Origin of the sequence: Cupriavidus phytorum (genome assembly GCF_003254285.1) — a bacterium.
In the GTDB taxonomy this organism is placed as follows: Bacteria; Pseudomonadota; Gammaproteobacteria; order Burkholderiales; family Burkholderiaceae; genus Cupriavidus; species Cupriavidus phytorum.
In genome coordinates this window covers 421,072-445,883 of sequence record NZ_QKZN01000003.1, presented here as the reverse complement: position 1 = coordinate 445,883, position 24,812 = coordinate 421,072, and the positions used below count along the sequence as shown (strand labels likewise).

The following is a 24,812-nucleotide window of genomic DNA, read 5'->3' as shown; positions in this document are numbered from 1 at the left end:
CCGGGGCGTACCACCAATGAAAACGCCGCCCTGCAGGGCGGCGTGTCGCTTGAGCCGGACGATGACTCAGACCGCGGCTTCGTCCTGCTCGCCGGTGCGGATGCGGATCACGCGCTCGATCTCGGTGACGAAGATCTTGCCGTCGCCGATCTTGCCGGTGTGGGCGGCCTTGACGATGGCGTCCAGCACGGTATCGAGCTGGTTCTCGGCCACCACCACTTCGATCTTGATCTTGGGCAGGAAGTCGACCACGTACTCGGCGCCGCGGTACAGCTCGGTATGCCCTTTCTGGCGGCCAAATCCCTTTACTTCGGTCACCGTCAGCCCGGTCACGCCGACGTCAGCCAGGGCTTCACGCACCTCGTCGAGCTTGAACGGTTTGATGATGGCGGTAATCTGCTTCATGACTGGCCCCTGTTTATCGTTTGTTCACGCGCCTGGCGGCGCATCGCCGCGGACGCGGCGATCTCCGGAGGGCATTTTAACAGCCCTTGCGCGCTTGCATTTCCGCCAGCGCCACAGCCGGCGCGGCGGTTGCGTGGGCTGGCGCGCATCCGGGGGCCGTCTGCGCCTGTGGATAAACCTGTGGAAAGCCACTGGAGAACCTGTGCATAGACCGGCACTCCAGCGCTACGGCAACCGGGCCCCGCGCTTAGTCCGGCACTTTCTCCAGATCGGCCAGCCACACCACCGACTCCGAGTCGCTGGGCGCGCGCCAGTCGCCGCGCGGCGACAGCGAGCCACCCGAGCCGACCTTGGGCGCATTCGGCACGCACGAGCGCTTGAACTGGCTGGTGCGGAAGAAGCGGTCCAGGAAGATCGCCAGGTTGCGCTTGATGTCGGGCAGGCCGTACTGGTTGCGCACCACGTGCGGGCCGTTGGGCCAGATGCCGCGCTCGCGGTCGCCCCAGGCATGCTGCGCCAGGAAGGCGATCTTGGACGGGGCAAAGCCAAAGCGCAGCGTGTAGTAGAGATTGAAGTCCTGCAGTTCGTACGGGCCGATGGTGCTCTCGGTCTTCTGCTCGGGGCCGTGGTTGCTGTCGCCGGGAATCAGCTCGGGGCTGATGTCGGTGTCGAGCACGGCCAGCAGCACGTCGGTGCCGCCCTCGCCCACCTGCCCGGTCTCGGCGACCCAGCGCACCAGGTGCGAGATCAGCGTCTTGGGCACGCTGGCATTGACGTTGTAGTGCGACATGTGATCGCCCACGCCATAGGTGCACCAGCCAAGCGCCAGCTCGCTCAGGTCGCCGGTGCCGATCACGATGGCATGGTTGTAGTTGGCCAGCCGGAACAGGTGGTTGGTGCGCTCGCCCGCCTGCACGTTCTCGAAGGTCACGTCGTAGACCTTCTCGCCGGCGGCATAGGGGTGGCCCAGGTCCTTCAGCATTGCCAGGCACGACGGCCGGATATCGATCTCGGTCGCGCTGCAGCCCACCACCTGCATCAGCTGGCGCGCCTGCTGCAGCGTGCGGCCGCTGGTGGCAAAGCCGGGCATGGTGTACGCGAGGATATTGGCGCGCGGCAGGCCCAGCCGGTCCATTGCCTTCGCACAGACCAGCAGCGCATGGGTGGAATCGAGTCCGCCCGAGACGCCGATCACCACCTTGCTGATCTTGCTCGCCGACAGCCGCTGCACCAGCGCCTGCACCTGGATGTTGTAGACCTCCATGCAGCGTTCGTCGCGCTGGCGCGGATCGGCCGGCACGTACGGGAAGCGCGCCACGTTGCGCTCCAGCGGCAGCGACTTTTCCAGCGTCAGGTCGAGCGGGAAGCGGACCACGCGGAACCGGTCCACCTCGGCCTTGTGCCGCCGCACCGAGTGGCCGAAGGTGACCTGGTGCATGCGCTCGCGCGACAGCCGCTCGACGTCGATATCGGCGAACAGCAGGTGCGAGGTATCGGCAAAGCGCTCGGACTCGGCCAGCAGCTCGCCGTTCTCGCAGATCAGCGCCTGGCCGTCCCAGGCCAGGTCGGTGGACGACTCGCCCTTGCCGGCCGAGGTGTACAGATACGCCGCCAGGCAGCGCGCCGACTGCTGCGACACCAGCTGGTGCCGGTAGCCCGACTTGCCCACCACGATATTCGATGCCGACAGGTTGACCAGCACCGTGGCCCCGGCCAGCGCCGCGAACGACGACGGCGGGATCGGCACCCACACGTCTTCGCAGATTTCGGCGTGGAAGCGGAAGTCGGGGATGTCCTCGATGTCGAACAGCAGGCCGGCGCCGAACGGCACCTGCTGGCCCAGCAGCTCGATCGAATCGACCGCGGCGTTGTCGGCGGCGCTGAACTGGCGCGCCTCGTAGAACTCCCAGTAGTTGGGCAGGTAGGTCTTGGGTACCACGCCCTGGATGCGTCCACGCGCCACCACCACGGCGCAGTTGAACAGCTGGTGCTCGACCCGCAACGGCATGCCCACCACCAGTGCCGCGGGCAGCTTGCGCGAGGCCTCGACGATGGTGGCCAGCGCCGCCTGGCAGGCATCCAGCAGCGCGCGCTGGTGGAACAGGTCGTCGCAGGTGTAGGCGGACAGCCCCAGCTCCGGGAACGCGACCAGCACGGCACCGCGCTGCGCCGCCTGCGTCGCCAGGGCAATGGTCTCGTTGGCGTTGAAGGCAGGGTCGGCCACGCGGCAGACCGGCACGCCCACCGCGACGCGCGCAAAGCCGTGCGAATACAGGTTGAAAAACAGGTTTTTCATATCGGGCCTTGGTGATGGGAGTCGTGCGGCGGCCCGTTGGACCAGCCGCAAGCGTGCGGGTCGCCCGCAGCATCCGTGGATGCCGGGGAAAGCACTATTGACCAGGATGCTCCATTTTACGACGCCGACCCCGGCGCGGGGTTTCCGGTAGACTCGACCGGTCCACAGAGGGAACTGGTGCAATGCAGTCTGAACCATGCGTGCCCGGCCAGGGCGAGCCGGCACGGGAATCGCTCGACCGAGCCGGCGCTGCCGCCGCGCAATACCGTACCGAGATCGTCTCCGACCTGGGCCAGGTCGATGCCGCCGCCTGGGACGCCCTGGTGGCCCGCCACGCCGACGCCACGCCCTTCCTCAAGCACGCCTTCCTGCATGCACTGCACGCCAGCGGCAGCGCCTGCCCGGACACCGGATGGCATCCGCGCTTCCTGACCCTATGGGCGCCGCCCTCGGCCGGCCGCCCCCAACGGCTGGCCGCCGCCATGCCGCTGTACGCCAAGGCGCATTCCTATGGCGAGTATGTGTTCGACTGGGCCTGGGCCGACGCCTACGCGCGCAACGGCATCGAGTACTACCCCAAGTGGCTGGCGGCGATCCCGTTCACGCCGGTACGCGGCGCGCGGCTGCTGGCCGAAGACGCCGAGGCGCGCCGGCTGCTGCTGCAGGTGGCGCTGGCGCTGGCCGCCGACAGCCAGATGTCGTCGCTGCACATCCTGTTCCCGGACGAGGCCGAGGCCGCGCTGATGGCGCAGGCCGGCATGCTGATGCGGCACGGCGTGCAATTCCATTGGACCAATGACGGCTACGGCAGCTTCGACGACTTCCTCGCCACGCTGTCGCAGAAGAAGCGCAAGAACATCCGCGCCGAGCGCCGCCAGGTGGCGCAGGCCGGCATCACCTTCCGCCGCCTGCGCGGCGCCGAGATCGACGACGAGGCGTGGAAGTTCTTCAACCGCTGCTATCGCCAGACCTACCGCGAGCACCATTCCACGCCCTACCTGAACCTGGACTTCTTCCGCCGCATCGGCGCCGCCATGCCGCAGCACCTGCTGCTGGTGATTGCCGAGCGCGCGGGCCGGCCCATCGCCAGCTCGCTGCTGGTCTATGACGCGGCGCCGGAAGTCAGCACGCTCTACGGGCGCTACTGGGGCGCGCTGGAATACCACCCCTGCCTGCATTTCGAGACCGCGTACTACCAGCCGCTCGAGTTCTGCATCGAGCATGGCATCGGCACCTTCGAGGGCGGCGCGCAGGGCGAGCACAAGATGGCGCGCGGCTTCCTGCCGGTGGCCACGCGTTCGGCCCACTGGCTGGCGCACCCGGCCTTCGCCGATGCCGTCGAGCGCTTCCTCGCACGCGAGCGCCAGGGCATCGACGCCTACCTGGACGAGCTGGGCGAGCGCAATCCGTTCGCGCGTGCCTGACGCCTGCGCAGCTCAGCGCCACATGCGCCGCAGCGTGTTGTCGCCCAGCATGTAGTGATGGAACAGCGATGCCATCGCATGCAGGCCGATGACCAGGTAGAACGCTGTGCCCAGGGTTTCGTGGAAGTCCTTGACGGTGTCCTTCAGCGCCGGATCGGGCGCGACCAGTGCCGGCACCTCGATGCCCAGCGCAGGGAGCGCCAGCAGATGGCCGCCGGCATTCATCGCCAGCAGCCCCAGCAGCGGCTGGGCCAGGATGAACAGGTACAGCACCCAGTGCATGGCCGCGCCGGCCAGCTGCATCCAGCGCGCGCCCGGCTCCGGCGCCGGGGCGCCGCGCACCAGCCGCCACAGCAGCCGCGGTACCGCCAGCACCAGCACCAGCGCGCCGGCCCATTCATGCACCGCCATGGCCAGCGCGCGCGGCGGCGTGCCCCTGGCGAAGCTGCCCTTCAGCTCGATCGCGGCATAGGCCAGTGCCACCAGCACGAACACCGTCCAATGGAAGCACACCGCCAGCCGGTCATAGCGGCGCGACGACGGCAGGGTCTGCGGCAAAGGCTGGATTTCGGAGATGGGATGCATGGGGACTCCTCTTGTCAGTACCCGCCTAGCGTAGCCCGGGCCACTTTGCCGGGTGCTAACGCGCATCAAGCGCCCGGCAATAAAAAACCCCGCCGGAGCGGGGTCGGTTCAGCGGGCGTTCAGCTTACTTCTTGTAGTTGGCCACGCCGTCGGTGATTTCCTTGTGGGCTTCCTCGATGCCGGCCCAGCCTTCGACCTTGACCCACTTGCCGGCTTCCAGTGCCTTGTAGTGCTCAAAGAAGTGCTTGATCTGGTCCAGCAGGTTTTGCGGCACGTCGGACAGGCCCTTCATGTAGGCGGTGGCCGGCGACAGCTTGTCGACCGGCACGGCGACCAGCTTGGCGTCGACGCCGGACTCGTCGGTCATCTTCAGCATGCCGAGTGCGCGGCAGCGCACCACGGCGCCGGCCAGGATCGGGAACGGCGACAGCACCAGCACGTCGACCGGGTCGCCATCGCCCGACAGCGTCTGCGGGATGTAGCCGTAGTTGGCCGGGTAACGCATGCCGGTGCCGATGAAGCGGTCGACGAACAGCAGGCCGGTTTCCTTGTCGGCCTCGTACTTCACCGGATCGCTCTGGGCCGAGATCTCGATGATGACGTTGAAATCGTTGGGGATGTCCTTGCCCGGGGATACGAGGTTGAAGCTCATGCGGTTCTCCAGATGCCTGCGCTGTGTTGTCGGATGGCGGGCATTATAGCGGCTCGCGCCTGACCGGTTGCTGACAAGCCGTCGCCCGTGCTGGCTTCGCCAGCCCGCTGCAACGCGTTGCAGCGACGCCGGCGTCGGCGATAATGGCGCATTCTTCAGCCGACACTGAATAGCCGCAGCCCTTATGCTGCCCCAACGCTGCCCTATGCTGCCCCGGAGCCACCCATGCACGCCCAGCACTTCGTCGCCAACCGCCTGATCGCGCCCGACAACGGCCTGCGCATCAAGGTCTTCGATCCCTCCAACGGCGAGCCCTTCGCCGAGATTGCGCGCGGCAACGCCACCGATATCAACGTCGCCGTCCATGCGGCGCGCCAGGCCGCCGACGGCGCCTGGGGCCAGATGGCCCCGGCCGAGCGGGTGCGCCTGCTCAACCGCGTCGCCGTGGCGCTGATCGCCCACGAGGAAGAACTGGCCGCGCTCGAGGCCCGCGACACCGGCAAGCCGCTGCGCCAGGCGCGCGCCGACGCCCGCGCGGTGGCGCGCTACTTCGAGTTCTACGCCGGCGCGGTCGACAAGCTGCACGGCCAGACCATTCCCTACAACCCCGGCTACACCGTGCTGACGGTGCGCGAGCCGCACGGCGTGACCGGCCACATCATCCCGTGGAACTACCCGCTGCAGATCTTCGGGCGCAGCGTCGGCGCCGCGCTGGCCGCCGGTAACGCCTGTGTGGTCAAGCCGGCCGAGGATGCCTGCCTGTCGCTGCTGCGCGTGGCCGAGATCGCCGCCGAGGCCGGCCTGCCCGAAGGCGCGCTCAACATCATCACAGGCTATGGCCACGAGGCCGGCGCCGCCTTGGCGCGCCATCCCGGCATCCAGCACATCTCCTTCACCGGCTCGCCGCAGACCGGCAAGCTGGTGTCGCAGCTGGCCGCCGAGAACCACGTGCCGGTGACGCTGGAACTGGGCGGCAAGTCGCCGCAGATCGTATTTGCCGATGCCGACCTCGACGCGCTGGTGCCGGTGGTGGTCAACGGCATCGTGCAGAACGCCGGCCAGACCTGCTCGGCCGGTAGCCGCCTGCTGGTGGAGCGCCCGGTCTACGACCTGCTGCTGGACCGGCTGGCATCGGTATTCGAATCGCTGCGCGTGGGCCCATCGGAACTCGACCTGGAATGCGGCCCGCTGATCAGCCGCAAGCAGCAGCAGCGCGTGTGGGACTTCGTCTCGGACGCGCAGCACGCCGGCGTGGCGGTGATGGCGCAGGGCCAGATCGTGGCCGAGGCGCCCGAGGCCGGCTACTACCAGGTGCCGATGCTGTTCCGCGACGTGCCGCCCGCGCACCGGCTGGCGCAGGAAGAAGTGTTCGGCCCGCTGCTGGCGGCGATGCCGTTCGACACCGAGGCCGAAGCCATCGCGCTGGCCAACGGCACGCCCTACGGGCTGGTCGCCGGGGTCTGGACCCGCGACGGCGGGCGCCAGCTGCGCCTGGCGCACAAGCTGCGCGCGGGCCAGGTCTTTATCAACAACTACGGCGCCGGCGGCGGCGTGGAGCTGCCCTTCGGCGGCAGCGGCCAGTCCGGCTACGGCCGCGAAAAGGGCTTCGAGGCCCTGTACGGATTCACCACCCTGAAAACCATCGCCATTCAACATGGGTAACATCAATTTCCTGTCGGTCGCCTTCGCCATCTTCTTTTTCTGGATGGCCTGGCATGTGCGGAACAAGCGCGCCACCAATCCTTCCGGCATGCCGCGGCTGCAGGTGTTCAAGCGCAAGTGGGGCGACGTGGTCGGCGACCGCGTGCACTGGTGCCTGTATGTGGCGCTGCCGTTCCTGCTGGCGCTGATGATGGTGGCGAATGCCCTGAGGGGGCGCGGGCCGTTTTCGCATTAACCCCGCCCTGAACCGAACATCACCAAAACACTGAGGAGACAAGCCATGAGACTGGCCAACAAGGTAGCGATCGTCACCGGCGGCGGTTCCGGCTTCGGTGAAGGCATTGCCCATACCTTCGCGCGCGAAGGCGCCAACGTGGTGGTGGCCGACCTGCGCGAGGATGCCGCCGAGCGTGTCGCCGCGGCGATCCGCGACGCCGGCGGGCGCGCCCGCGCGGTGCGCGCCGATGTCTCGCGCGAAGCCGACACCGAGGCCATGCGCGAAGCCGCCCTTGCCGTCTTCGGCGATGTGCATATCGTGGTCAACAACGCCGGCACCACCCATCGCAACAAGCCCATCCTGGAAGTCACCGAAGACGAGTTCGACCGCGTCTACGCCGTCAACGTCAAGAGCATCTACTGGTCGGCGCGCGCGTTCATCCCGCATTTCCGCCGGCGCGGCGGCGGCGTGTTCGTCAATATCGCCTCCACCGCCGGCATCCGGCCGCGGCCGGGGCTGGTCTGGTACAACGGCAGCAAGGGCGCGGTGATCACCGCCAGCAAGGCCATGGCCGCGGAGCTGGGCCCGGACAATATCCGCGTCAACTGCGTCAACCCGGTGATTGGCGCCACCGCGCTGCTCGAGGAATTCATGGGCATGCCCGACACGCCCGAGAACCGCGCCCGCTTCCTCGCCACCATCCCGATGGGCCGCATGTCGACGCCGCAGGACGTGGCCAACGCCTGCCTGTACCTGGCCTCGGACGAAGCCGCCTTCATCACCGGCACCTGCATCGAAGTGGACGGCGGCCGCTGCGTTTGAAGCTCCGCCGCTTTCGGCTTTCTGCTTGCTCAGTCGTACCGTAGCTGTAAGAACGCGTCACACAGAAACGCATTTCCTCAGGAGACAGCATGACAACGACCGCAGTAAACCCCGGCGTCAGCGACGCCGCCTTCGAAGACGCCACCTACCGCAAGGTCAGCTGGCGCCTGGTGCCCTTCCTGCTGCTGTGCTACGTGGTGGCCTACCTGGACCGCGTCAACGTGGGCTTCGCCAAGCTGCAGATGCTGAACGACCTGCAGTTCAGCGAGACCGTCTACGGCCTCGGCGCCGGCATCTTCTTCATCGGCTACTTCCTGTTCGAAGTGCCCAGCAACGTGATCCTGCACAAGGTGGGCGCGCGCATCTGGATCGCGCGCATCATGATCACCTGGGGCGCGATCTCGGCGGCGATGATGTTCGTCACCACGCCGACCATGTTCTACGTGCTGCGCTTCCTGCTGGGCATTGCCGAGGCCGGGTTCTTCCCCGGCATCATCCTGTACCTGACCTACTGGTACCCGGCCAACCGGCGCGGGCGCACCACCACCTTCTTCATGACCGCGATCGCGCTGTCGGGCGTGATCGGCGGGCCGCTGTCGGGCTGGATCATGCAGTCCTTCGACGGCCACAACGGCTGGGCCGGCTGGCAGTGGATGTTCCTGCTGGAAGGTATTCCGTCGATCCTGGTGGGGCTGTGGGTGCTGGCCTACCTGGATGACCGCATTGCCCACGCCAAATGGCTGTCGGCCGAGGAAAAGGCGCTGCTGGAGCGCAATATCGCCAGCGAGAACGCGCACAAGGAAGACCCGCCGATCCGCACCGTGTTTGCCAGCCCGCGCGTCTGGCTGATGAGCGCGATCTACTTCTGCTTCGTCATGGGCCTGTACGGCGTCAGCTTCTGGCTGCCGACCATCATCAAGCAGACCGGCGTCAAGGGCGCGCTCGATATCGGCCTGCTGACCGCCATTCCCTATGGCTGCGCGGTGGTCGGCATGGTGCTGGTGGCCTACAGCGCCGACCGCAGCGGCGAGCGCCGCTGGCATATCGCGGTGCCGGCGCTGGCCGGCGCTGTCGGGCTGCTGCTATCGGTGCAATGGCACGGCGACACCACGCTGGCGATGGTGGCGCTGACGCTGGCGACGATCGGCATCCTGACCACGCTGCCGCTGTTCTGGAGCCTGCCCACGGCGTTCCTGGCCGGCACCGGCGCGGCCGCGGGCATTGCGCTGATCAACTCGCTCGGCAACCTCGCCGGCTTTCTCAGCCCGTATGCGGTGGGCTGGCTCAAGGACCTGACCCATAGCACCGATTCCGGCATGTACCTGCTGGCCGCGTGCCTGGTGGTCGGCGCGGCGCTGACGCTGTCGGTACCGAAGCGGCTGGTGAGCCGGAAGTGAAGTCGCGCGCGCGCCGCTTGCCGGCGCGAATGCGCCGTCGGCTGACGCGGATGTAGGACCACGCCCGGCAGTGTCGCCTATTCCTGGGCCCTAGCATGGAAAAGAGACACCCGGAGTGATCCCGACGGGGTCCTCCGGGGCATCTGATTCCCAAGTTTGCCAAGGAGGCCACGATGCCGCAATTGCTCCCGTTTGCCCCTACCCGTTCGCTGAAAGTCATCGAAGCGCGCCTGGCGCGCCGCTCGCGCGTGAAGCGCCTGGTGCTCGCGCTCAGCGCCGGCGTGGTCGCGCTGCTGGCCCTGGTGCCCGCCGCCAGTCATGCGCAGGCACCCGTGGTCGATGCCAACCCCGCGCCGGTAACGCCGGCCGCGCCAGCGACTGCTGCACCGGCCCCCGCGCCAGGCACCATGGCACCGACGCCGGGCGTCGCCACGCCGCCCGCCACGACCGTGCCGCCCTCCACCACAGTGCCGCCAGCGGCCACCATGCCGCCTGCCACCCAGCCCGCGCCCGGCATAACGGCGCCAGCCACGGCGGCGCCGCCGCCAACCGCTTCACCGATGCCCGCGCCCACCGGCACGCCGCCCGCGGTGCCCGCGCCGCCGCCGGTGGCCGCCCCGTCGCAGCCCCGGCCGCCCCTGACCGCGCCGCCCCCGCCGCCCCCGCGTGACGCGATGGTGCAGCGCCAGGCCGGCCCGGTCGCCTATATCTGCGGCGGCGTGGCCGAGGACGAGCAGGTCGCGCTGCAATCGCAGGCGCGCAAGTACAACATGAGCCTGCTGTTCACACAGGGCACGCGCGGCGAGTACCTGTCGGATGTCGACGTCAAGCTGATGCGCGGCGGCAAGGAAGTGGCGAGCTTTGTCGCCGACGGGCCGCGCTGCCTGCTGAAGGCGCCGTCGGGCACGTACAACGTACGTGCGACCTATCAGGGCCGGACCAAGAACATGACGGTCAGCACCAACAGCAAGAATGCGCAGATGCGGTGGTAGTGGGGCAAGTACCGTTGCGCTTTGCATGACCTCTTGGGTACTCCCTCTCCCGCTTGCGGGAGAGGGTTGGGGAGAGGGCCGGTGCGTCGACGAAGTAAAGGGCGTCGGTATGCCAGGGCATGCCCTCTCCCCCGACCCCTCTCCCGCTTACGGGAGAGGGGAGCAAACAAGCGGCGGATGAAACTGCGAGAGGCCATAAAATCCGCCCTCACCCCCCCTGCCCATCCCCCAGCATCTGCGCCACCGACCCCGCCGTCCCCGCCGCGCGCTCACCCAGCAAGCGGTGCAGCGTCCCCAGCAGTTCATCCTCGTTATACGGCTTGCCCAGGTACACGTTGACGCCGATTTCCTCGGCGTAGCGGCGGTGCTTGTCGGCGGTGCGCGAGGTGATCATCACCAGCGGCAGGTGCGCGGTGCGCGCGTCGGAGCGCACGTTGCGGGTCAGGTCGAAGCCGTCCATGTGCGGCATCTCGATATCGACCAGCATCGCGTCCGGCATCACGTCTTGCAGCTGCTTGAGCGCGTCGACGCCGTCGCGCGCCAGCACCACGTGGTAGCCGGCGCGGCCCAGCAGGCGCTGGGTGGCCTTGCGCACGGTCAGTGAATCGTCGACCACCATCACGGTAGGCTGCGCCGCCAGGCCGGCCACTGGCTCGGCGGTGCCGTCGCGCGCCAGTTCCGCGACCGCGCCTGGTTGCGGCGCGACGGCCGGCTGTTGCGTCGATTGCGGCAGTGCCGGCGGATCGAGCGGCAGCGAGCGGCCGCGCTCGCGCACGAAACGCTGCGCCAGCACCACCGGGTTGTAGATCAGCACGATCTCGCCGTCGCCGAGCGTGGTCGCGCCGGCGATGCCCTCCAGTCGCGCCAGGTGCGGGCCGATGTGCTTGACCACCACTTCGCGGTTGCCGACCACGTCGTCGACATGCACGGCGACGCGCTCGGCGCCGCTACGCACCACCACCACCGGCGAGTACTTGCGCCCCGCGGGCGCGGCCTCGCCCTGTTCCAGCAGCGCGCCGAAGTAGAAGAACGGTACCTCGGCGCCGGCCACCGTCAGGCGGCCGTGGTTGTACGCATCCAGCAGCGCCGGCGCGCGCAGTTGCTGCACCTGGTCGATCATGCCGCTGGGCACCGCATAGCGGCGCGCGCCCAGTGCGATCACCAGCACCTGCGTGATGGCGGTGGTCAGCGGCAGGTGCACGGTGAAGGTGGTGCCCAGCCCCGGCTGCGACGCCAGCGTAATGCGACCGCCGAGCGCCACGGTTTCGGCGCGCACCACGTCCATGCCCACGCCGCGGCCGGCCAGTTCGGACACCGCTTCCGCGGTGGAAAAGCCGGGAGCGAAGATCATCTCGGTCAGGCGCGCCTCGCTGGCATCGTCGTCCGGCGCCAGCAGCCGGCGCTCGACCGCGCGGGCGCGGATGCGCGCCAGGTCCAGCCCGCCGCCGTCGTCGATGAAATGCAGCACCACCTCGTTGCCTTCCTGCTGCACTTCCAGCGTCAGCGCGCCGGTGGCGGGCTTGCCCGCGGCGCGGCGCTGCGCGGCGGGCTCGATGCCGTGCGCCACCGCGTTGCGGATCAGGTGCTCGATCGGGCCGGCCATGCGGTCCAGCACCGAGCGGTCGATCTCCACCGTGCCGCCCTTGATCAGCAGCCGCACTTCCTTGCCGGTCTCGGCCGCGGCCTGCCGCGCCACGCGGTAAAGCCGCTCGGCCAGCGCGTCGAACTGCACCATGCGTGCCTGCATCAGGCCGCGCTGCAGCCCGCGCGTCAGCCGCGCCTGCGCGGCCAGGTCGCCGGCGGCGCGGTCGAAGCCGCGCTGCAGGTTCTGCTCGACGGTGGCGACGTCGTTGACCGACTCGGCCATCATCCGCGTCAGTTCCTGGAAGCGCGTAAAGCGGTCGAACTCGAGCGGATCGAATTCCTGCTTGTGCTGCGCATCGGCAATGCGCGACGCCATCTGCGATTCGGCCTGGATCTCGATCTCGCGCAGCTGCCCGCGCAAGCGCGCGACGTTGTCGTTCAGTTCGCCCAGGTAGGCGCGCATCGACTCCAGCTCGCTGTCCAGGCGCGCACGCGTGGCACCGACCTCGCCGGCCTCGTTGATCAGCGTGTCGAGCGCGCGCGCCTGCACGCGCACCAGCGCGCGCTGCGGCTCGGCCGATGCCAGCGGTGCGAGCGGTGCCAGCGGAGCGGCCGGCGGCATCGGCACCATCACGTCGGACGGCCCCGGCACCGCGGGCAGTTCGGGCACAGACGCCGCTGCGGTGGATGCGCCGGCAGGTTCGGGGTCTTCAGGCTGAGCCACGGCGGCGTCTGCCACCTGCTGTGGATCGGCCAGCCCGTTGACCACATCGGCATCGTCGGCCGGCAGCAGGCGGCCGGCCTGCAAGGCCTCGGCATGCGCCAGGATGCGGTCGTACCAGGCGTAGAGCCGCGCGAACACCTTCGGCGCAACCGGCTGCTGCCCCTGCGCGCGCAGCGTGCCGTCGAGCAGCGTCTCCATTTCGTGCGCGGCCTGCCCCAGCGCCATCGCGCCGGCCATGCGCGCGCTGCCCTTGAGCGTATGCAGTGCGCGCAGCACCAGCCCGCCATGGCGCGCGTCGTCGGGCGCGGCCTCCCAGCCGCGCAACAGCTTGCCCAGCTCGGGCAGCGAGCCCTGCGCCTCTTCCAGGAAGATCTGCACCAGCGCTGGATCCGGTGCGATGCCAGCGTCGGCGGCCGGCGCCTCGGGCGCGCGCGGCGCCGTCGGCAGCGCGATCACCACCGCATCCTGCGCGGGGACAGTCTGCGCCGCAGGCGCTGCCACGGCTTGGTCTGCCGGCGTCACGTCGGGTGCGGACTGTGCCGCGGGCGGCAGCCGGCCGAATACCTGCGCCATCGACTGCGCCATCGCATCATCGGTCTCCGCCGGCGGCGGCGCGGGCAGCGCCACGCGCGGGCGCAGCAGGGCGCGCTCGCCGAACTCGACCAGGCTGCGGCGCAACGCGGCATCGGCCTGCGGCCAGATGCCGGCGGCAAACTGGTGCAGCATGCCGCGCATGCGCTCGGCGGCCTGCTCCAGCAGGCGGAAATCACCGGCATGCATCGCCACCGGATGCGCGCCCAGCTGCAGCAGCAATGCCTCCAGCGCCTCGGCGATCTCGCGCACCGGCTCCAGGCCCACGGTCGACGCGCTGCCCTGCAGCGTGTGGGCGACGCGCAGCGCCAGCTCGCTCGGGCACGGATGGGCTTCGTGCCGCCATTCGGAGATATCGGTGGCGAACTGGCGCAGCAGGCCGTCGGCCTCCTGCAAATAGACGTTGTACAGCGCCAGGCCGATGCGCACCGGGCCGATGACCTTGTAGTGGTCGTCCTCGTCCGACAGGCCGCCGGCCAGGCGGAACGGGATTACGTTGTCGTCGGGCGTACCAGTGTCGGCTGGCGCATCAGTATCGACGTCCGTTGCGGCTGCGTCCGGATGCTCGTTCGGCGCATCCTCTGCAACCACGTCGGGCGCGGCCTGCGCCGTGTCAGCGGCGGTGCCGGCATCGCGCACCGCCTCGGCGGCTGCCACCAGCGGCGCGATGTCGTGCCACGCCGCGGCGTCGCCGTGCAGCCGCGCCACCCATGCCGACAGCTCGGCATGCGCGCGGCGCAGCAGCGCCAGCAGCGCCGGCGCGGGCTCGCGCGCCTCGGCCAGCCACAGGTTCATCACCTGCTCCACTGCCCATGCCGCCTCGCCGTAGCGATGCAGGCCGACCATGCGGCTGGAGCCCTTGAGCGTGTGGAACGCGCGCCGCACCCGGCTGAGCATGTCGGCATCGCGCAGCGCCTCGACGCCGGCGCCAAGGTCGCCGGCGATGCCGCCCAGCACCTCGTCGGCCTCGTTGAGGAAGATGTCGAGCAGCTCGGCATCGATGGCGGCGTGGTCGCCGGCGGCGGGCATGGACGGCGTGGGCGGCGCGTACGGCATGGTCGCGCCGGCCGGCACCGGCGCGGGCTCCGCGGGAATCGCGGCGAGTGCCATCACCATGCGCGCGCCGGCGTCGTCGCTGCCGGCAAGCCAGGCGTTGCACTGCGTGACGGCATCGGCGGCCTGGCGGCGCAGCGCGGCATCGTCGTCGATCGCGGCCTGGTCGGCCAGCGCCTGCAGCGCGGCCCGCAGCCGCTGCACCGCCGGCGCGTCGGCAACGGCGCCGCCACGCAGCGCTTCGTCGGCGGCGGCGCGCGCCGCGTCGAGCGGATCCTGCGGCGCGTGCGCATCATCCTCGGCAGCAACCTCCGGCAATGCCTCGGCGTGGCGGGCACGGCCGAATTCGAGCGCATCGGCGAACGCATGGACCACACCCAGTTCCGCCGCCACCGTGCGCAGCAGCGCCGCGCGCGCGCCGGCGTCGGCAAGCTCGCCCTCATCGGCAAGGCGGGTCCTGACGGCCTCCACGGCCGCCCCGGCCTGCGCGGCCTCGCCGGCGAGCGCACCTGGCAGCGCCGACGAAGCCCGCAGCTGCGCCAGTGTTACCGCCAGCGCGGCAAAGGCCTGGCGCGCGTCGCGCAGGTGCGCGGCACCATCGGCGCGCGCCGCATTGCGGTCATAGCTGTCGAGCCACGATTCGCCGCTGTCGAGTTGCGCGCGCAGTTGCGCCACGGCTTCGCTGCGCTGCGCCTGGGCGCGCGCCTCGTCGACCATGCGCGCCAGCCAGGCCGGCGCAGCAGCGGCAGGGTCCGCCAGGCAGGCGGCGAGCGCGTCGCACTGCGCGGCGAAGAATGCCGCGGCCGGATGGGCGGATTGTCCGTGCACGCGCCACGGCAGCGCCAGCGCACGCGACAGGAACAGCGCGATGCCGGCGGCGCCGAGCGCATCGCCAGCGCCGCGTTCGGGCCCCGGCATCGCGGCCTGCGCCAGGCAGCGCTGCAGCGCAGGCTGCGCCAGCGGCTGCGCTGCCTCGGCCAGTGCGGCCAGCGCGATCTCCCACGCGGCCTGGTCCGCGGCGGCAGCGCGTTCCAGCCCGGCCGCGGCTTGCTGCAGGTTGCGCGTGTCGATCGGGTCGAGCCAGCCGTAGTAGCGCAGCCGGAAATCGGCATGGGCCTGCGCATGGGCGGCATCGAGGCGGAACGCCGCCAGCGTGCGCGCGATGTCGGCGCGCAGCGCCGCCGCGTCGGCATCGTTGCCCTCGCCGCCCCCGGCCAGCCCGGTGCAGACCAGCAGGAACACCGCGTCGTTCAGCAGCGCCTGCGGCACGCGCACATGGCCCTGCTGGTACTGGCGCAGCAGCAGGTTGGCGCGGCCGGCAAAGCGCTTGGCCAGCAGGTCCGACGGCAGCAGGCCCAGCGCCAGCGCGCGGCACACCAGCCCGAGCACGTGCCAGACGCCGCGGTCGGGATGGTCGGCGGCGCGGCGCGCTTCCTGCTCGTTGGCGCGCAGTTCTTCCAGCGCCGTGTGCAGCGGCAGCCAGGCTTCGCGCAGCAGCGCCGCGTCGGTGCATGGCGTCGGCAGGCGCAGCGCCTTGAGCAGCGCCGATTCGAACTGCTGGCGCGCGCGCGTGACCGCGGCCGGCCCCTTCGGCGGCAGCAGCATGCCGGGCAGCATCTGCAGCTCGTCGAGCCACAGGTCGGCGGGATGCACGCGTTCCTCGCCCAGCCGGGCAAGCACGGCGGCATAGGGCTGGAACAGGCGCAGCGGGGCCTCGTCGTCGCCCGCCATCAGGTCGTCGACATATTCGGCCAGCGCCTGCACGCCGGCACGGAATACCGCCAGCGCCTCGGGGCCGGCGGCAACGGTGCCGGCGTCGATGGCATCGAGCAGCCGGCGCAGCGCCTGGCAATACGGATCGGTCCCGCGCAGCCCGACGATATGCACCGCGCCGGCAGCCTGGTGCAGATGCTGGCCGGCCAGCCGCAGCGAGGTGGTATCGCGCGCGCCCAGCGCCTCGGGCGCCTGGCGTACTTCATCGACATAGTGGCCAAGCTCCGCGGCGGCGTCTTCGAGCGCGCTGCGCAGGCTGGGCGCCAGCCACGCCAGGCCGGACAGGTCACGCGCGCCGCCGCTGTCGGGCGACGGCTGCGCGCTGGCCGGCAATGGTGCGGGTTCGGGTTCAGGCAGGGCGTCGGGGCCGGCCGGCGTGCCGGATGCGGCTGCGTCGCGCGGGATCGGGAAATTCAGGGACATGACGGCTTCCAGTGCGGCGCCGGCACGGCAGCCGCAGTCCGCCCGCCGCGACGGGCGGCGGGCGCGGAGTTGGCATAAGGCGCGGGGCCGCGGTGCGCGGAAGCGGTCGCAGGCGTCATCCGGCCACTCAGGCGATCTTGAAGCGCGACACCGAGTTGCGCAGCTCCTCGCTCAGCAGCGTCAGCTGGCGCACCGACTGCGCGGTCTGGCGCGTGCCGGTAGTGGTCTGCTCGGTGACCTGCAGGATGCGTTCGATATGGCGCGCCACGGTGGTGGCCAGGTCGGCCTCGTGCGAGGTGGACTGCGAGATCTGCTCGATCAGCTCGGCCAGCTGGCGCGACACGCGCCCGATCTCGACCAGCGCGGCACCGGCGTGGTCCGACAGGCGCGCGCCTTCGACCACGCCCTGGGTGCTGCGCTCCATCGCGTGCACCGCATCCTGGGTATCGGTCTGGATGGTGCGGATCAGCGCGCCGATCTGCTTGGTGGCCTCGCCGGAGCGTTCGGCCAGCCGCTGCACTTCTTCGGCCACCACCGAGAAGCCGCGTCCGGCCTCGCCCGCCGACGCCGCCTGGATGGCGGCGTTCAGCGCCAGCACGTTGGTCTGCTCGGTAATGTCCGAGATCAGCTCGACGATTTCACCGATCTCCTGCGACGACTCGCCCAGCCGCTTGATGCGCTTGGAAGTTTCCTGGATCTGCTCGCGGATGTCGTTCATGCCGGCAATCGCGTTCTGCACTGCCTGCTGGCCCTGTTCCGCGGCGGACAGCGAGGCGCGCGCCACGTTGGCGGATTCGGCCGCGCCGCGCGATACCTGCGTGATGCGGTCGGCCATCTCCACTACCGACTCGCCGGTCTGGCGGATCTGGCGCGACTGCTCTTCGGTGGTCGACACCAGTTCGGTCGAGGTGGCCTGCACCTGCCCCGACGCGTGCGTCACCTCGCCCGCGGTCTGCTGCACCCGGCCGACCAGCTCGCGCAGTTCTTCCACGGTGTAGTTGACCGAGTCGGCGATCGCGCCGGTGATGTCTTCGGTCACGGTGGCCTGGCGCGTCAGGTCGCCGTCGGCGATGTCCTGCAGCTCGTTCATCAGCTGCAGAATCGCCTTCTGGGTGTTGTCGTTGTTGCGCTTTTCGTCGAGCCGGCGGGCCTCGGCCTCGCGCTCGCGCGCCTCGGCTTCGAGCGCGCGCATGCGCGAATCGCGCAGGTACAGCGCGGCCAGGCCGACCAGGCACAGCAGCGTCAGCGCCGCCGACACCACGGTCGCGCCCAGCGTCAACGGGCGGCTCCGCGCCGACTCCGCATACGCGCGCTGAAGCGCCGACAGTTCGGCGCGCAGCGCCTCGTTGTCGTTGAAGATCTGCTGCTGCGCGCGCTTGGCGGCGATCAGGCCGGGCAGGTTCTGCAGGATGGTCTGGGTGGTCTTCTGCACCGCCTCGAAGCGCTGCGACAGCTGCTGCAGGTAGCCGCGCGTCTCCTCGTCGGTGGCGGCGGACAGCCGCAGCGCCTCGCTGCCGTTGAGCAGGCCGTCCAGGGTCTCGCGGAAGGTGTTGGTGTCCTTGCCCAGCAGGAACGCGGTCTCGGGGTTGACGCCTTCGCCGGCCAGGAACTCGTTCAGGTTCTTGCCCAGGCGCTGGGTCAGCATCACCAGCTGCGCCGAGGCCGCCACCTCGCGCGCATTGGCGCCGGACTGCAGCTTGATCGCCGCCACCTGTTCGGCCGCTTCGAGCAGTTCGGGGTTGGAGGCGTTGAAGATCTGCAGGGTCTGGCCGATGGTGGTCAGCACCGGCTGCTGCGCCAGCACGTCGGCGGCGCTTTTCTCGGAACGCAGCCAGGACTGCATGGCGGCCTGCAGCAGCGGCTCGGCCGCGCCGGTGGTGGCGCGCACGCGCTTTTCGTCGCTGCCCTGCTGCAGCGCCTTCAGGTCGCCCGAGAGCGCGTCGCGGGACTGGCGCAGCTGGGTAAAGGCCTGCCCATTGCCCAGCAGCGCGACCGGCACCGCCTTGCCCAGGCGCTGCGAGTGCATCAGCATGTCGCCGGCCACCTCGATCTGCGCGGCGGCATTGTTGGCGATGCGGTTATCCAGGTACACCGAGCCCAGCAGCGCCACCAGCGACACCACCACGCCCACGGTCAGCAGCCGCTGCTGCGAGGCGAACGGCATGCGGCCCAGCCAGCGGCCGAGGTGCTCCAGCGGGGTCGCGCCCAGCCCCGCGGCGGCGGGCGGCACGGGCGCGGGTTCGGGGCCTCCGGCATAGGCTACGTCAGGCCCGTCCGGAGCACCGGCGAGGCTGGTGGCAGCGTCGGCTGCCGGCGTGCGCCGGCCCAGGCTGAAATTCTTGAAACCCATGGCACCCTCTTCCGTTTTATCGTTGTCATCCCCGGCGGCTCGTGCCGGGTGCGGCAGGCGGTAGCCTGCGCGCCGTCATTGTCTGGGCCTGGCGTGACCTGCCCGCGCGCGTCAGGCGGCGACCTTGCCCGCCTGCAGGAAGGCGGGCGCGTCCAGCAGCGCGCGTACGTCCAGCACCTGCCAGTCGCGCCCCTCGCGGTCGGCATAGCGCTGTCCCTCCCACGCCGGCGCCGGATCGGGGCGAGCGGCAGCGGCGTCGCCGTGCGGCAAACCCAGGTCGGCGGCATGGCGCAGGCCGGCCACGCGCGTGGCCAGGATCGCGCAGGCGCGTTCCGCGTCGCGCGACAGCACCACGATCTTGCTGCCCGGCTGCAGCGGCGTCGGCGCGCCGCCGCAGAACAGGCTGAAGTCGATCACCCCCAGCAAGCTGCCGCGCGCGTTGACCAGGCCGCTGTACCACGGCTGCGTCAGCGGCACCGGGCTGGGCTGCCGCATATCCAGCACCTCGCCGGCATCGGCCAGCGGCAGCAGCCAGTGGCGCGTGCCCACCTGCAGTGCCAGGTAGCTGTCGGCGGCCGGCAGGCTGCGCGCCTCGCGCAGGCGCCGGGCCAGCATCGCCTGGTAGTCCTGCAGGCGGGTGTGGCGGGCGCGGAGGTCTTGGCGTGGCGCGTTCATGGCGGTCCCCGGAACAGGTGGCAGTGGCTTGCCGTGCGGGCGGCGCGGGCGGCGCGTGTGGGCTCAGTGCGCCAGCGCGGCGATCTTGCCCAGCAACTCTTCGCCGTCGACCGGCTTGACGATGTAGTCCGACGCGCCCTGGCGCATGCCCCAGATGCGGTCGGTATCCAGGCCCTTGCTGGTGCACATGATCACGGGGATGTCCTTGAAGCGGTCGTCGCGCTTGATCGCGCGGGTGGCCTGGTAGCCGTTCTGGCCGGGCATCACCACGTCCATCAGGATCAGGTCGAAGGCTTCGGCCTGCAGGCGGGCGAAGGCCTGCTCGCTGTTGCTGGCGACCGCGACCTTGAAGCCGCGCTTGCCGAGCAGGTCGGACATGAACAGCGCTTCGGTCGGGGAGTCGTCGACGATCAGGATCTTGTGAATGGCGGTCATGAGGTTTTCCTTCGATTCGTATGCGGCCTGCCTGCCGTTCAGGCGGGCAACGCCTCGCCCGCGGGCTGGCATGGCAGGCAGGCCTGCACGGCCCGCAGCAGCGCATCGCGGGTAAATGGCTTGGCCAGGTGGTCATGCGCGCCGACCAGGCGGCCGCGCGAGCGGTCGAACACGCCGTCGCGCGAGGACAGCATGATCACGGGGATGGCGTGGAAACGCGGACTCTTCTTGATCAGCGAACAGGTCTGGTAACCGTCCAGCCGGGGCATCAGGATGTCGCAGAAGACCAGGTCGGGGTGCAGCTCGCCCACCTTGGCGAGCGCCTCGAAGCCGTCCTCGGCCAGCATCACCTGGTACCCGGCCTGCGCCAGGAAGATTTCCGCGGTACGGCGGATGGTGCTGGAATCGTCGATCACCAGCACCTTGCGGCGCGGCGGTGGAACGATTCCGGGCCTGAGGTCCTGCCTGATGTCCGGCGCGGTACCCGGAACAGCAACGCCAGGCGCCACACCGTGGGCGCCGGCGGTATTGACCCGCTGGTTTTCTTCTAAATGAGCGACCCGCATGTTGTTCCCGCGACCAGCGGCTCCTGGCGGAGCGCCGGCAAGCACCAGAGAACACCCGTGCGGAGCAGCGCGACCCATGCGCGCCCCGACGGACCCCCGAAATTCTTTTTATTTCCCTTCCAAGGCCGGGCTGAGCCCGGCAGTGGCGATGCGTGATCCCCGCATCTGCCCGCCGTCCTCCCCGCCGCGGGCGGAGGGACAGCCAGTCATTTTTGCAACAGAGTGTGACAAGACGCCGGGGGGCCGTCAATCCGGAGCGGCCAGCCCCGCGCGGCGTTCTGTCGCATCGGCGCGACGGGCACGCCGGCCGTGTCGTTGTTCTTCTGAATAGTGGCCGCTCAGATCGCGACCATCTCGAAATCTTCTTTGCGCGCGCCGCATTCCGGGCAGGTCCAGTTGATCGGCACGTCTTCCCAGCGGGTGCCGGGGGCGATGCCGTCTTCCGGCGCGCCTGCGGCTTCGTCGTAGATCCAGCCGCAGATCAGGCACATCCAAGTCTTGTATTCCATAACAGGCTCTGGCCACTCTCCATTAAAATCCAGCGCAGATGGTACCGAAACCGTGCCGCCGGCGCCAGCCGCGCGAGGGCCGGAATCGGGCCAGTTCCGCCGTGTTCGCACCCGTTAGCGCCTTGTTAGCGCACGATTGGCGGGCAATTGCAGCGAACTTCCGCTGTTTTTGCCGCATGTCAACGCCCACGCCCCAAGGCCCGCCGAGCACGATCCCTGCAGCCCTGTCCTCACCTCAACGCCATGTCCCGTAATCAGCAGCTTTTCGACCGCGCCCAGCAGACCATTCCCGGCGGCGTCAATTCGCCCGTGCGCGCCTTCCGTTCGGTAGGCGGCACGCCGCGCTTCATCACGCGCGCCGAGGGCCCGTATATGTGGGACGCGGACGGCCAGCGCTATATCGACTACATCGGCTCGTGGGGCCCGATGATCGTCGGCCATGCCCATCCGGAGGTGGTGCGCGCGGTCCAGGAAACCGCCGCGCACAGCTTCTCGTTCGGCGCCCCGACCGAGGCCGAGATCACCATGGCCGAGGAAATCTGCAAGCTGGTGCCGTCGATCGAGCAGGTGCGCCTGGTCTCGTCCGGCACCGAAGCCACCATGAGCGCGCTGCGCCTGGCGCGCGGCTTCACCGGCCGCGACCTGATCATCAAGTTCGAAGGCTGCTATCACGGCCACGCCGACAGTCTGCTGGTCAAGGCCGGCTCCGGCCTGCTGACCTTTGCCGACACCACCCGCAACGCGCCGTCGTCGGCCGGCGTGCCGGCCGACGTGACGCGCCACACCATGGTGCTGGAGTACAACAACGTCGAGCAGCTGGAACAGGCCTTCGCCAAGCATGCCGGTGAGATCGCCGCGGTCATCGTCGAGCCGGTGGCCGGCAACATGAACCTGGTGCGCGCCAGCGCTGCCTTCCTGCAGGCCATGCGCGAGCTGTGCAGCCGCGATGGCGCGGTGCTGATCTTCGACGAAGTCATGACCGGCTTCCGCGTGGCGCTGGGCGGCGCGCAGGCGCACTACGGCATCCGCCCCGACATGACCTGCCTGGGCAAGGTCATCGGCGGTGGCATGCCGGCGGCGGCCTTCGGCGGACGGCGCGACATCATGGCCAGCCTGGCGCCGCTGGGCGGCGTGTACCAGGCCGGCACGCTGTCGGGCAACCCCCTGGCGGTGGCGGCAGGCCTGACCACGCTCAGGCTGATCCAGGCGCCCGGCTTCTATGACCGCCTGGCCGCGCAGACGCGCAAGCTGGCCGATGGCCTGGCAGAAGCCGCCCGGGCCGCGGGCGTGCCGTTCGCCGCGGATGCGGTCGGCGGCATGTTCGGCCTCTATTTCCGCGACGGCGTGCCCGGCAGCTTCGCTGAAGTCACGCAGAGCGACACCGCGCGCTTCAACCGCTTCTTCCATGCCATGCTGGACCACGGCGTCTATCTCGCGCCGTCGGCGTTCGAAGCCGGCTTTGTCTCCGCGCAGCACGACGACGCCATCCTGGACGCCACCTTCGAGGCCGCGCGCAAGGCCTTCGCGGCTGCCTGAGCTCACACGTGTCGACCGGCGCCAGGTGGCGCCGGCGGCCCACGCGTGACGACAAGGGCGGTGCGCTACACTTGGAGTTCGTCCAATCGCCGGAGCCTCCGATGCGCGCATCCTCGTCCCCTTCGCTGTCCACCCGCTCGCCGCTGTCCGTGTTGCGCTGGCTGGTGCTGGCGGTCATGGCCAGCCTGCTGTCGGCCTGCGGCTACAACGACTTCCAGGCCAAGGACGAGGCGGTCAAGGCGGCCTGGGGCGAAGTCATCAACCAGTACCAGCGCCGCGCCGACCTGATCCCCAACCTGGTCAATACCGTCAAGGGCTACGCCTCGCACGAGCGCGAAACGCTGGAAGCCGTGACCAAGGCGCGCGCCGCCGCCACCAGCATCCAGGTCTCGCCTGAAACCCTGAACGACCCCGAAGCCTTCAAGCGCTTCCAGCAGGCGCAGGGCGAACTGTCCGGCGCGCTGTCGCGCCTGCTGGCGGTGTCCGAAAACTACCCGCAGCTCAAGGCCGATGCCTCGTTCCGCGACCTGCAATCGCAGCTCGAGGGCACCGAGAACCGCATCACCGTGGCACGCCAGCGCTATATCGCCGCCGTGCAGCAGTACAACGTGCTGGCGCGCAGCTTCCCGACCAACCTGACGGCGATGATCTTCAAGTACCCGGTCAAGCCTTCGTTCACCGTGGAAAACGAGAAGGCCATCTCGACGCCGCCCGCGGTCAAGTTCTGACGGGATGGCAGCGATGCGCCACCCAAGGCGATGCTTGGCCGGGCACGGCTGGCTGGCCGCCGCCCTGCTGTGGCTGGCGGCCCTGCTGGTCGGCCCGGCGCTGGCGGCCGACGGCTTTGTCGCGGTGCCGCCGCTGACCCAGCGCGTCACCGACCTGACCGGCACGCTGACGCCGCAGCAGCGCGGCGCGCTGGAAAACGTGCTGGCCGAATACGAGCAGCAGCGCGGCAGCCAGATCTTCGTGCTGATGGTGCCCACCACCGATCCGGAGCCGATCGACGCCTACAGCATCCGCGTGGCCGACGCCTGGCGCGCCGGGCGCCAGGGCATCGACGATGGCGTGATCGTGCTGATCGCCAAGGACAACCCGCCCGGCCTGCGCAAGATGCGGCTGGAGGTGGGCCGCGGCGTGCAAGGCTCGCTGACCGACGCCATGTCCAAGCGCATCCTGCAGGACGTGATGGCGCCCCACTTCCGCCAGAACGACTTCTACGGCGGGCTCGCGGCCGGCATCTCGGCGATCCAGGCCACCATCGACAAGGAGGGCCTGGCGGCGCCGCAGCGCAAGGCGCAGCAAGCCTCGGCGCTGGATGAATGGCTGCCGGCGCTGCTGCCGCTGGCGATCATCGTGTTCTTCTTCCTGAGCGCCATCCTGCGCCGGCGCGGGCCGCAGATCGTCACCACCCGGCGCGGCCGCGACGTAATCGCCGGCGGCCTCGGCGGCCTGGGCGGCTACACCATCGGGCAGGACTGGGGCCGGCGCAGCGGCGGCTGGGGTGGCGGCTTCGGCGGAGGTGACAGCGGTGGCTTTGGCGGTGGCTTTGGCGGCGGAGGCGGCGGCGGCTTCGACGGCGGCGGCGCGTCCGGCAACTGGTGACAGCACGAGGAACGACGACCATGCCGCATCTCAAACGCGCCCTGCACCATATCGCCACCACCGCCGGCACCGCGCGCAGGCACTTTCCGCCGGAAGCGCAGCAGCAACTGCACCACGCCGTGCACGCCGGCGAATCCAGCCACCGCGGCGAGATCCGCGTGGTGATCGAGGCCAGCCTGCCGGTCGGCGACGCCTGGGCCGGCGTCACGCCGCGCGAGCGCGCGCGCTTCCTGTTCGGCGCGCTCGAAGTCTGGAACACCGCGGACAAGACCGGCGTGCTGCTCTACATCAACCTGGCCGACCACGCCGTCGAACTGCTGGCCGACCGCGGCATCGACGCCAGCGTGGGGCCCGCCACCTGGCGCGAACTGTGCGATGAACTGGCACACGGGCTCAAGCAGGACCTGTCGGTGCGGCCGGTGCTTGTCACGGTGGCGCGTATCCATGGCCTGCTGGCAACCCACTTCCCGTCGGACGGCGGGCATAACCCGAACGAGCTGGACGATCGGCCGGTGTTTTTGTAGCTACCCTGCCGT

20 protein-coding genes are annotated in these 24,812 nt (G+C 69.9%); 10 read left to right on the top strand and 10 right to left on the bottom strand.

From position 1 onward, the window contains the following. Window positions 1-66 precede the first annotated feature (66 nt). Window positions 67-405, bottom strand: coding sequence for a P-II family nitrogen regulator (gene glnK, locus C7416_RS10460; protein ID WP_006162803.1), 339 nt, complete (start codon window positions 403-405; stop codon window positions 67-69). Window positions 406-652: 247 nt separating this feature from the next. Next, window positions 653-2,701 (bottom strand): NAD(+) synthase, encoded by a 2,049-nt coding sequence (locus C7416_RS10455; protein WP_111518842.1) that lies wholly within the window; start codon window positions 2,699-2,701, stop codon window positions 653-655. A gap of 182 nt (window positions 2,702-2,883) precedes the next feature. Between C7416_RS10455 and C7416_RS10450 the strand changes: the two genes are divergently transcribed. Next, window positions 2,884-4,125, top strand: coding sequence for a GNAT family N-acetyltransferase (locus tag C7416_RS10450; protein ID WP_111518840.1), 1,242 nt, complete (start codon window positions 2,884-2,886; stop codon window positions 4,123-4,125). Window positions 4,126-4,137: 12 nt separating this feature from the next. On the opposite strand, the gene C7416_RS10445 is transcribed toward C7416_RS10450, so the two are convergent. Together C7416_RS10445 and ppa are read right to left on the bottom strand one after the other, a co-directional pair. Then, a complete protein-coding gene (locus tag C7416_RS10445) occupies window positions 4,138-4,710 on the bottom strand; it encodes a cytochrome b (protein WP_111518838.1) in 573 nt (190 codons plus the stop codon). A 124-nt stretch (window positions 4,711-4,834) separates the two neighbouring features. Beyond that, window positions 4,835-5,362, bottom strand: a complete 528-nt coding sequence (gene ppa, locus C7416_RS10440; RefSeq protein WP_012352043.1) for an inorganic diphosphatase — start codon at window positions 5,360-5,362, stop codon at window positions 4,835-4,837. Between the two features lie 225 nt (window positions 5,363-5,587). Between ppa and C7416_RS10435 the strand changes: the two genes are divergently transcribed. The 5 genes from C7416_RS10435 (at window position 5,588) to C7416_RS29400 (ending at window position 10,452) form a co-directional block, all read left to right on the top strand. Then, the gene (locus C7416_RS10435) at window positions 5,588-7,024 is read left to right on the top strand and encodes an aldehyde dehydrogenase family protein (RefSeq protein WP_111518836.1); all 1,437 of its coding nucleotides are present in this window, start codon (window positions 5,588-5,590) and stop codon (window positions 7,022-7,024) included. After that, the gene (locus C7416_RS10430; RefSeq protein WP_010813008.1) at window positions 7,017-7,259 is read left to right on the top strand and encodes a hypothetical protein; all 243 of its coding nucleotides are present in this window, start codon (window positions 7,017-7,019) and stop codon (window positions 7,257-7,259) included. Before C7416_RS10435 ends, C7416_RS10430 begins: the two co-directional genes overlap by 8 nt. 45 nt (window positions 7,260-7,304) lie before the next feature. Next, entirely contained in the window at window positions 7,305-8,063 is a 759-nt protein-coding gene (locus C7416_RS10425) for an SDR family oxidoreductase (RefSeq protein ID WP_111518834.1), read from the top strand. Window positions 8,064-8,152: 89 nt separating this feature from the next. Beyond that, entirely contained in the window at window positions 8,153-9,460 is a 1,308-nt protein-coding gene (locus C7416_RS10420; protein ID WP_111518832.1) for an MFS transporter, read from the top strand. Window positions 9,461-10,020: 560 nt separating this feature from the next. After that, window positions 10,021-10,452 carry a hypothetical protein gene (locus C7416_RS29400; protein ID WP_373424996.1) on the top strand — a complete coding sequence of 144 codons (432 nt, stop codon included), beginning with the start codon at window positions 10,021-10,023 and terminating at the stop codon, window positions 10,450-10,452. 208 nt (window positions 10,453-10,660) lie between these two features. On the opposite strand, the gene C7416_RS10410 is transcribed toward C7416_RS29400, so the two are convergent. From C7416_RS10410 to C7416_RS10385, 6 genes are all read right to left on the bottom strand, one after another. After that, a complete protein-coding gene (locus C7416_RS10410) occupies window positions 10,661-16,600 on the bottom strand; it encodes a hybrid sensor histidine kinase/response regulator (protein ID WP_111518828.1) in 5,940 nt (1,979 codons plus the stop codon). Between the two features lie 127 nt (window positions 16,601-16,727). Then, on the bottom strand, window positions 16,728-18,950 hold the full coding sequence (locus tag C7416_RS10405; protein ID WP_111518826.1) for a methyl-accepting chemotaxis protein: 2,223 nt from the start codon (window positions 18,948-18,950) through the stop codon (window positions 16,728-16,730). Between the two features lie 111 nt (window positions 18,951-19,061). Next, window positions 19,062-19,625, bottom strand: coding sequence for a chemotaxis protein CheW (locus C7416_RS10400; RefSeq protein ID WP_111518824.1), 564 nt, complete (start codon window positions 19,623-19,625; stop codon window positions 19,062-19,064). Between the two features lie 63 nt (window positions 19,626-19,688). Beyond that, entirely contained in the window at window positions 19,689-20,060 is a 372-nt protein-coding gene (locus C7416_RS10395) for a response regulator (protein ID WP_012352035.1), read from the bottom strand. Between the two features lie 38 nt (window positions 20,061-20,098). After that, window positions 20,099-20,626, bottom strand: a complete 528-nt coding sequence (locus C7416_RS10390; protein WP_111518822.1) for a response regulator — start codon at window positions 20,624-20,626, stop codon at window positions 20,099-20,101. Window positions 20,627-20,964: 338 nt separating this feature from the next. After that, on the bottom strand, window positions 20,965-21,135 hold the full coding sequence (locus tag C7416_RS10385; RefSeq protein ID WP_010813017.1) for a rubredoxin: 171 nt from the start codon (window positions 21,133-21,135) through the stop codon (window positions 20,965-20,967). Window positions 21,136-21,378: 243 nt separating this feature from the next. Here C7416_RS10385 and hemL point away from each other — a divergent pair, with 243 nt between their 5' ends. The 4 genes from hemL (at window position 21,379) to C7416_RS10365 (ending at window position 24,800) form a co-directional block, all read left to right on the top strand. Continuing rightward, entirely contained in the window at window positions 21,379-22,671 is a 1,293-nt protein-coding gene (hemL, locus tag C7416_RS10380) for a glutamate-1-semialdehyde 2,1-aminomutase (RefSeq protein WP_111518820.1), read from the top strand. 101 nt (window positions 22,672-22,772) lie between these two features. Continuing rightward, on the top strand, window positions 22,773-23,399 hold the full coding sequence (locus C7416_RS10375; protein WP_025582727.1) for a LemA family protein: 627 nt from the start codon (window positions 22,773-22,775) through the stop codon (window positions 23,397-23,399). 13 nt (window positions 23,400-23,412) lie between these two features. Further along, window positions 23,413-24,276 carry a TPM domain-containing protein gene (locus tag C7416_RS10370; protein ID WP_111518818.1) on the top strand — a complete coding sequence of 288 codons (864 nt, stop codon included), beginning with the start codon at window positions 23,413-23,415 and terminating at the stop codon, window positions 24,274-24,276. A 20-nt stretch (window positions 24,277-24,296) separates the two neighbouring features. Continuing rightward, a complete protein-coding gene (locus C7416_RS10365; protein WP_111518816.1) occupies window positions 24,297-24,800 on the top strand; it encodes a TPM domain-containing protein in 504 nt (167 codons plus the stop codon). Window positions 24,801-24,812 lie beyond the last annotated feature (12 nt).

What these genes read in the sequence shown, in the direction of transcription:
- glnK (WP_006162803.1), bottom strand. Translation starts at nt 405, where the DNA reads ATGAAGCAGATTACCGCCATCATCAAACCGTTCAAGCTCGACGAGGTG.
- C7416_RS10455 (WP_111518842.1), bottom strand. Translation starts at nt 2,701, where the DNA reads ATGAAAAACCTGTTTTTCAACCTGTATTCGCACGGCTTTGCGCGCGTC.
- C7416_RS10450 (WP_111518840.1), top strand. Translation starts at nt 2,884, where the DNA reads ATGCAGTCTGAACCATGCGTGCCCGGCCAGGGCGAGCCGGCACGGGAA.
- C7416_RS10445 (WP_111518838.1), bottom strand. Translation starts at nt 4,710, where the DNA reads ATGCATCCCATCTCCGAAATCCAGCCTTTGCCGCAGACCCTGCCGTCG.
- ppa (WP_012352043.1), bottom strand. Translation starts at nt 5,362, where the DNA reads ATGAGCTTCAACCTCGTATCCCCGGGCAAGGACATCCCCAACGATTTC.
- C7416_RS10435 (WP_111518836.1), top strand. Translation starts at nt 5,588, where the DNA reads ATGCACGCCCAGCACTTCGTCGCCAACCGCCTGATCGCGCCCGACAAC.
- C7416_RS10430 (WP_010813008.1), top strand. Translation starts at nt 7,017, where the DNA reads ATGGGTAACATCAATTTCCTGTCGGTCGCCTTCGCCATCTTCTTTTTC.
- C7416_RS10425 (WP_111518834.1), top strand. Translation starts at nt 7,305, where the DNA reads ATGAGACTGGCCAACAAGGTAGCGATCGTCACCGGCGGCGGTTCCGGC.
- C7416_RS10420 (WP_111518832.1), top strand. Translation starts at nt 8,153, where the DNA reads ATGACAACGACCGCAGTAAACCCCGGCGTCAGCGACGCCGCCTTCGAA.
- C7416_RS29400 (WP_373424996.1), top strand. Translation starts at nt 10,021, where the DNA reads ATGCCCGCGCCCACCGGCACGCCGCCCGCGGTGCCCGCGCCGCCGCCG.
- C7416_RS10410 (WP_111518828.1), bottom strand. Translation starts at nt 16,600, where the DNA reads ATGTCCCTGAATTTCCCGATCCCGCGCGACGCAGCCGCATCCGGCACG.
- C7416_RS10405 (WP_111518826.1), bottom strand. Translation starts at nt 18,950, where the DNA reads ATGGGTTTCAAGAATTTCAGCCTGGGCCGGCGCACGCCGGCAGCCGAC.
- C7416_RS10400 (WP_111518824.1), bottom strand. Translation starts at nt 19,625, where the DNA reads ATGAACGCGCCACGCCAAGACCTCCGCGCCCGCCACACCCGCCTGCAG.
- C7416_RS10395 (WP_012352035.1), bottom strand. Translation starts at nt 20,060, where the DNA reads ATGACCGCCATTCACAAGATCCTGATCGTCGACGACTCCCCGACCGAA.
- C7416_RS10390 (WP_111518822.1), bottom strand. Translation starts at nt 20,626, where the DNA reads ATGCGGGTCGCTCATTTAGAAGAAAACCAGCGGGTCAATACCGCCGGC.
- C7416_RS10385 (WP_010813017.1), bottom strand. Translation starts at nt 21,135, where the DNA reads ATGGAATACAAGACTTGGATGTGCCTGATCTGCGGCTGGATCTACGAC.
- hemL (WP_111518820.1), top strand. Translation starts at nt 21,379, where the DNA reads ATGTCCCGTAATCAGCAGCTTTTCGACCGCGCCCAGCAGACCATTCCC.
- C7416_RS10375 (WP_025582727.1), top strand. Translation starts at nt 22,773, where the DNA reads ATGCGCGCATCCTCGTCCCCTTCGCTGTCCACCCGCTCGCCGCTGTCC.
- C7416_RS10370 (WP_111518818.1), top strand. Translation starts at nt 23,413, where the DNA reads ATGCGCCACCCAAGGCGATGCTTGGCCGGGCACGGCTGGCTGGCCGCC.
- C7416_RS10365 (WP_111518816.1), top strand. Translation starts at nt 24,297, where the DNA reads ATGCCGCATCTCAAACGCGCCCTGCACCATATCGCCACCACCGCCGGC.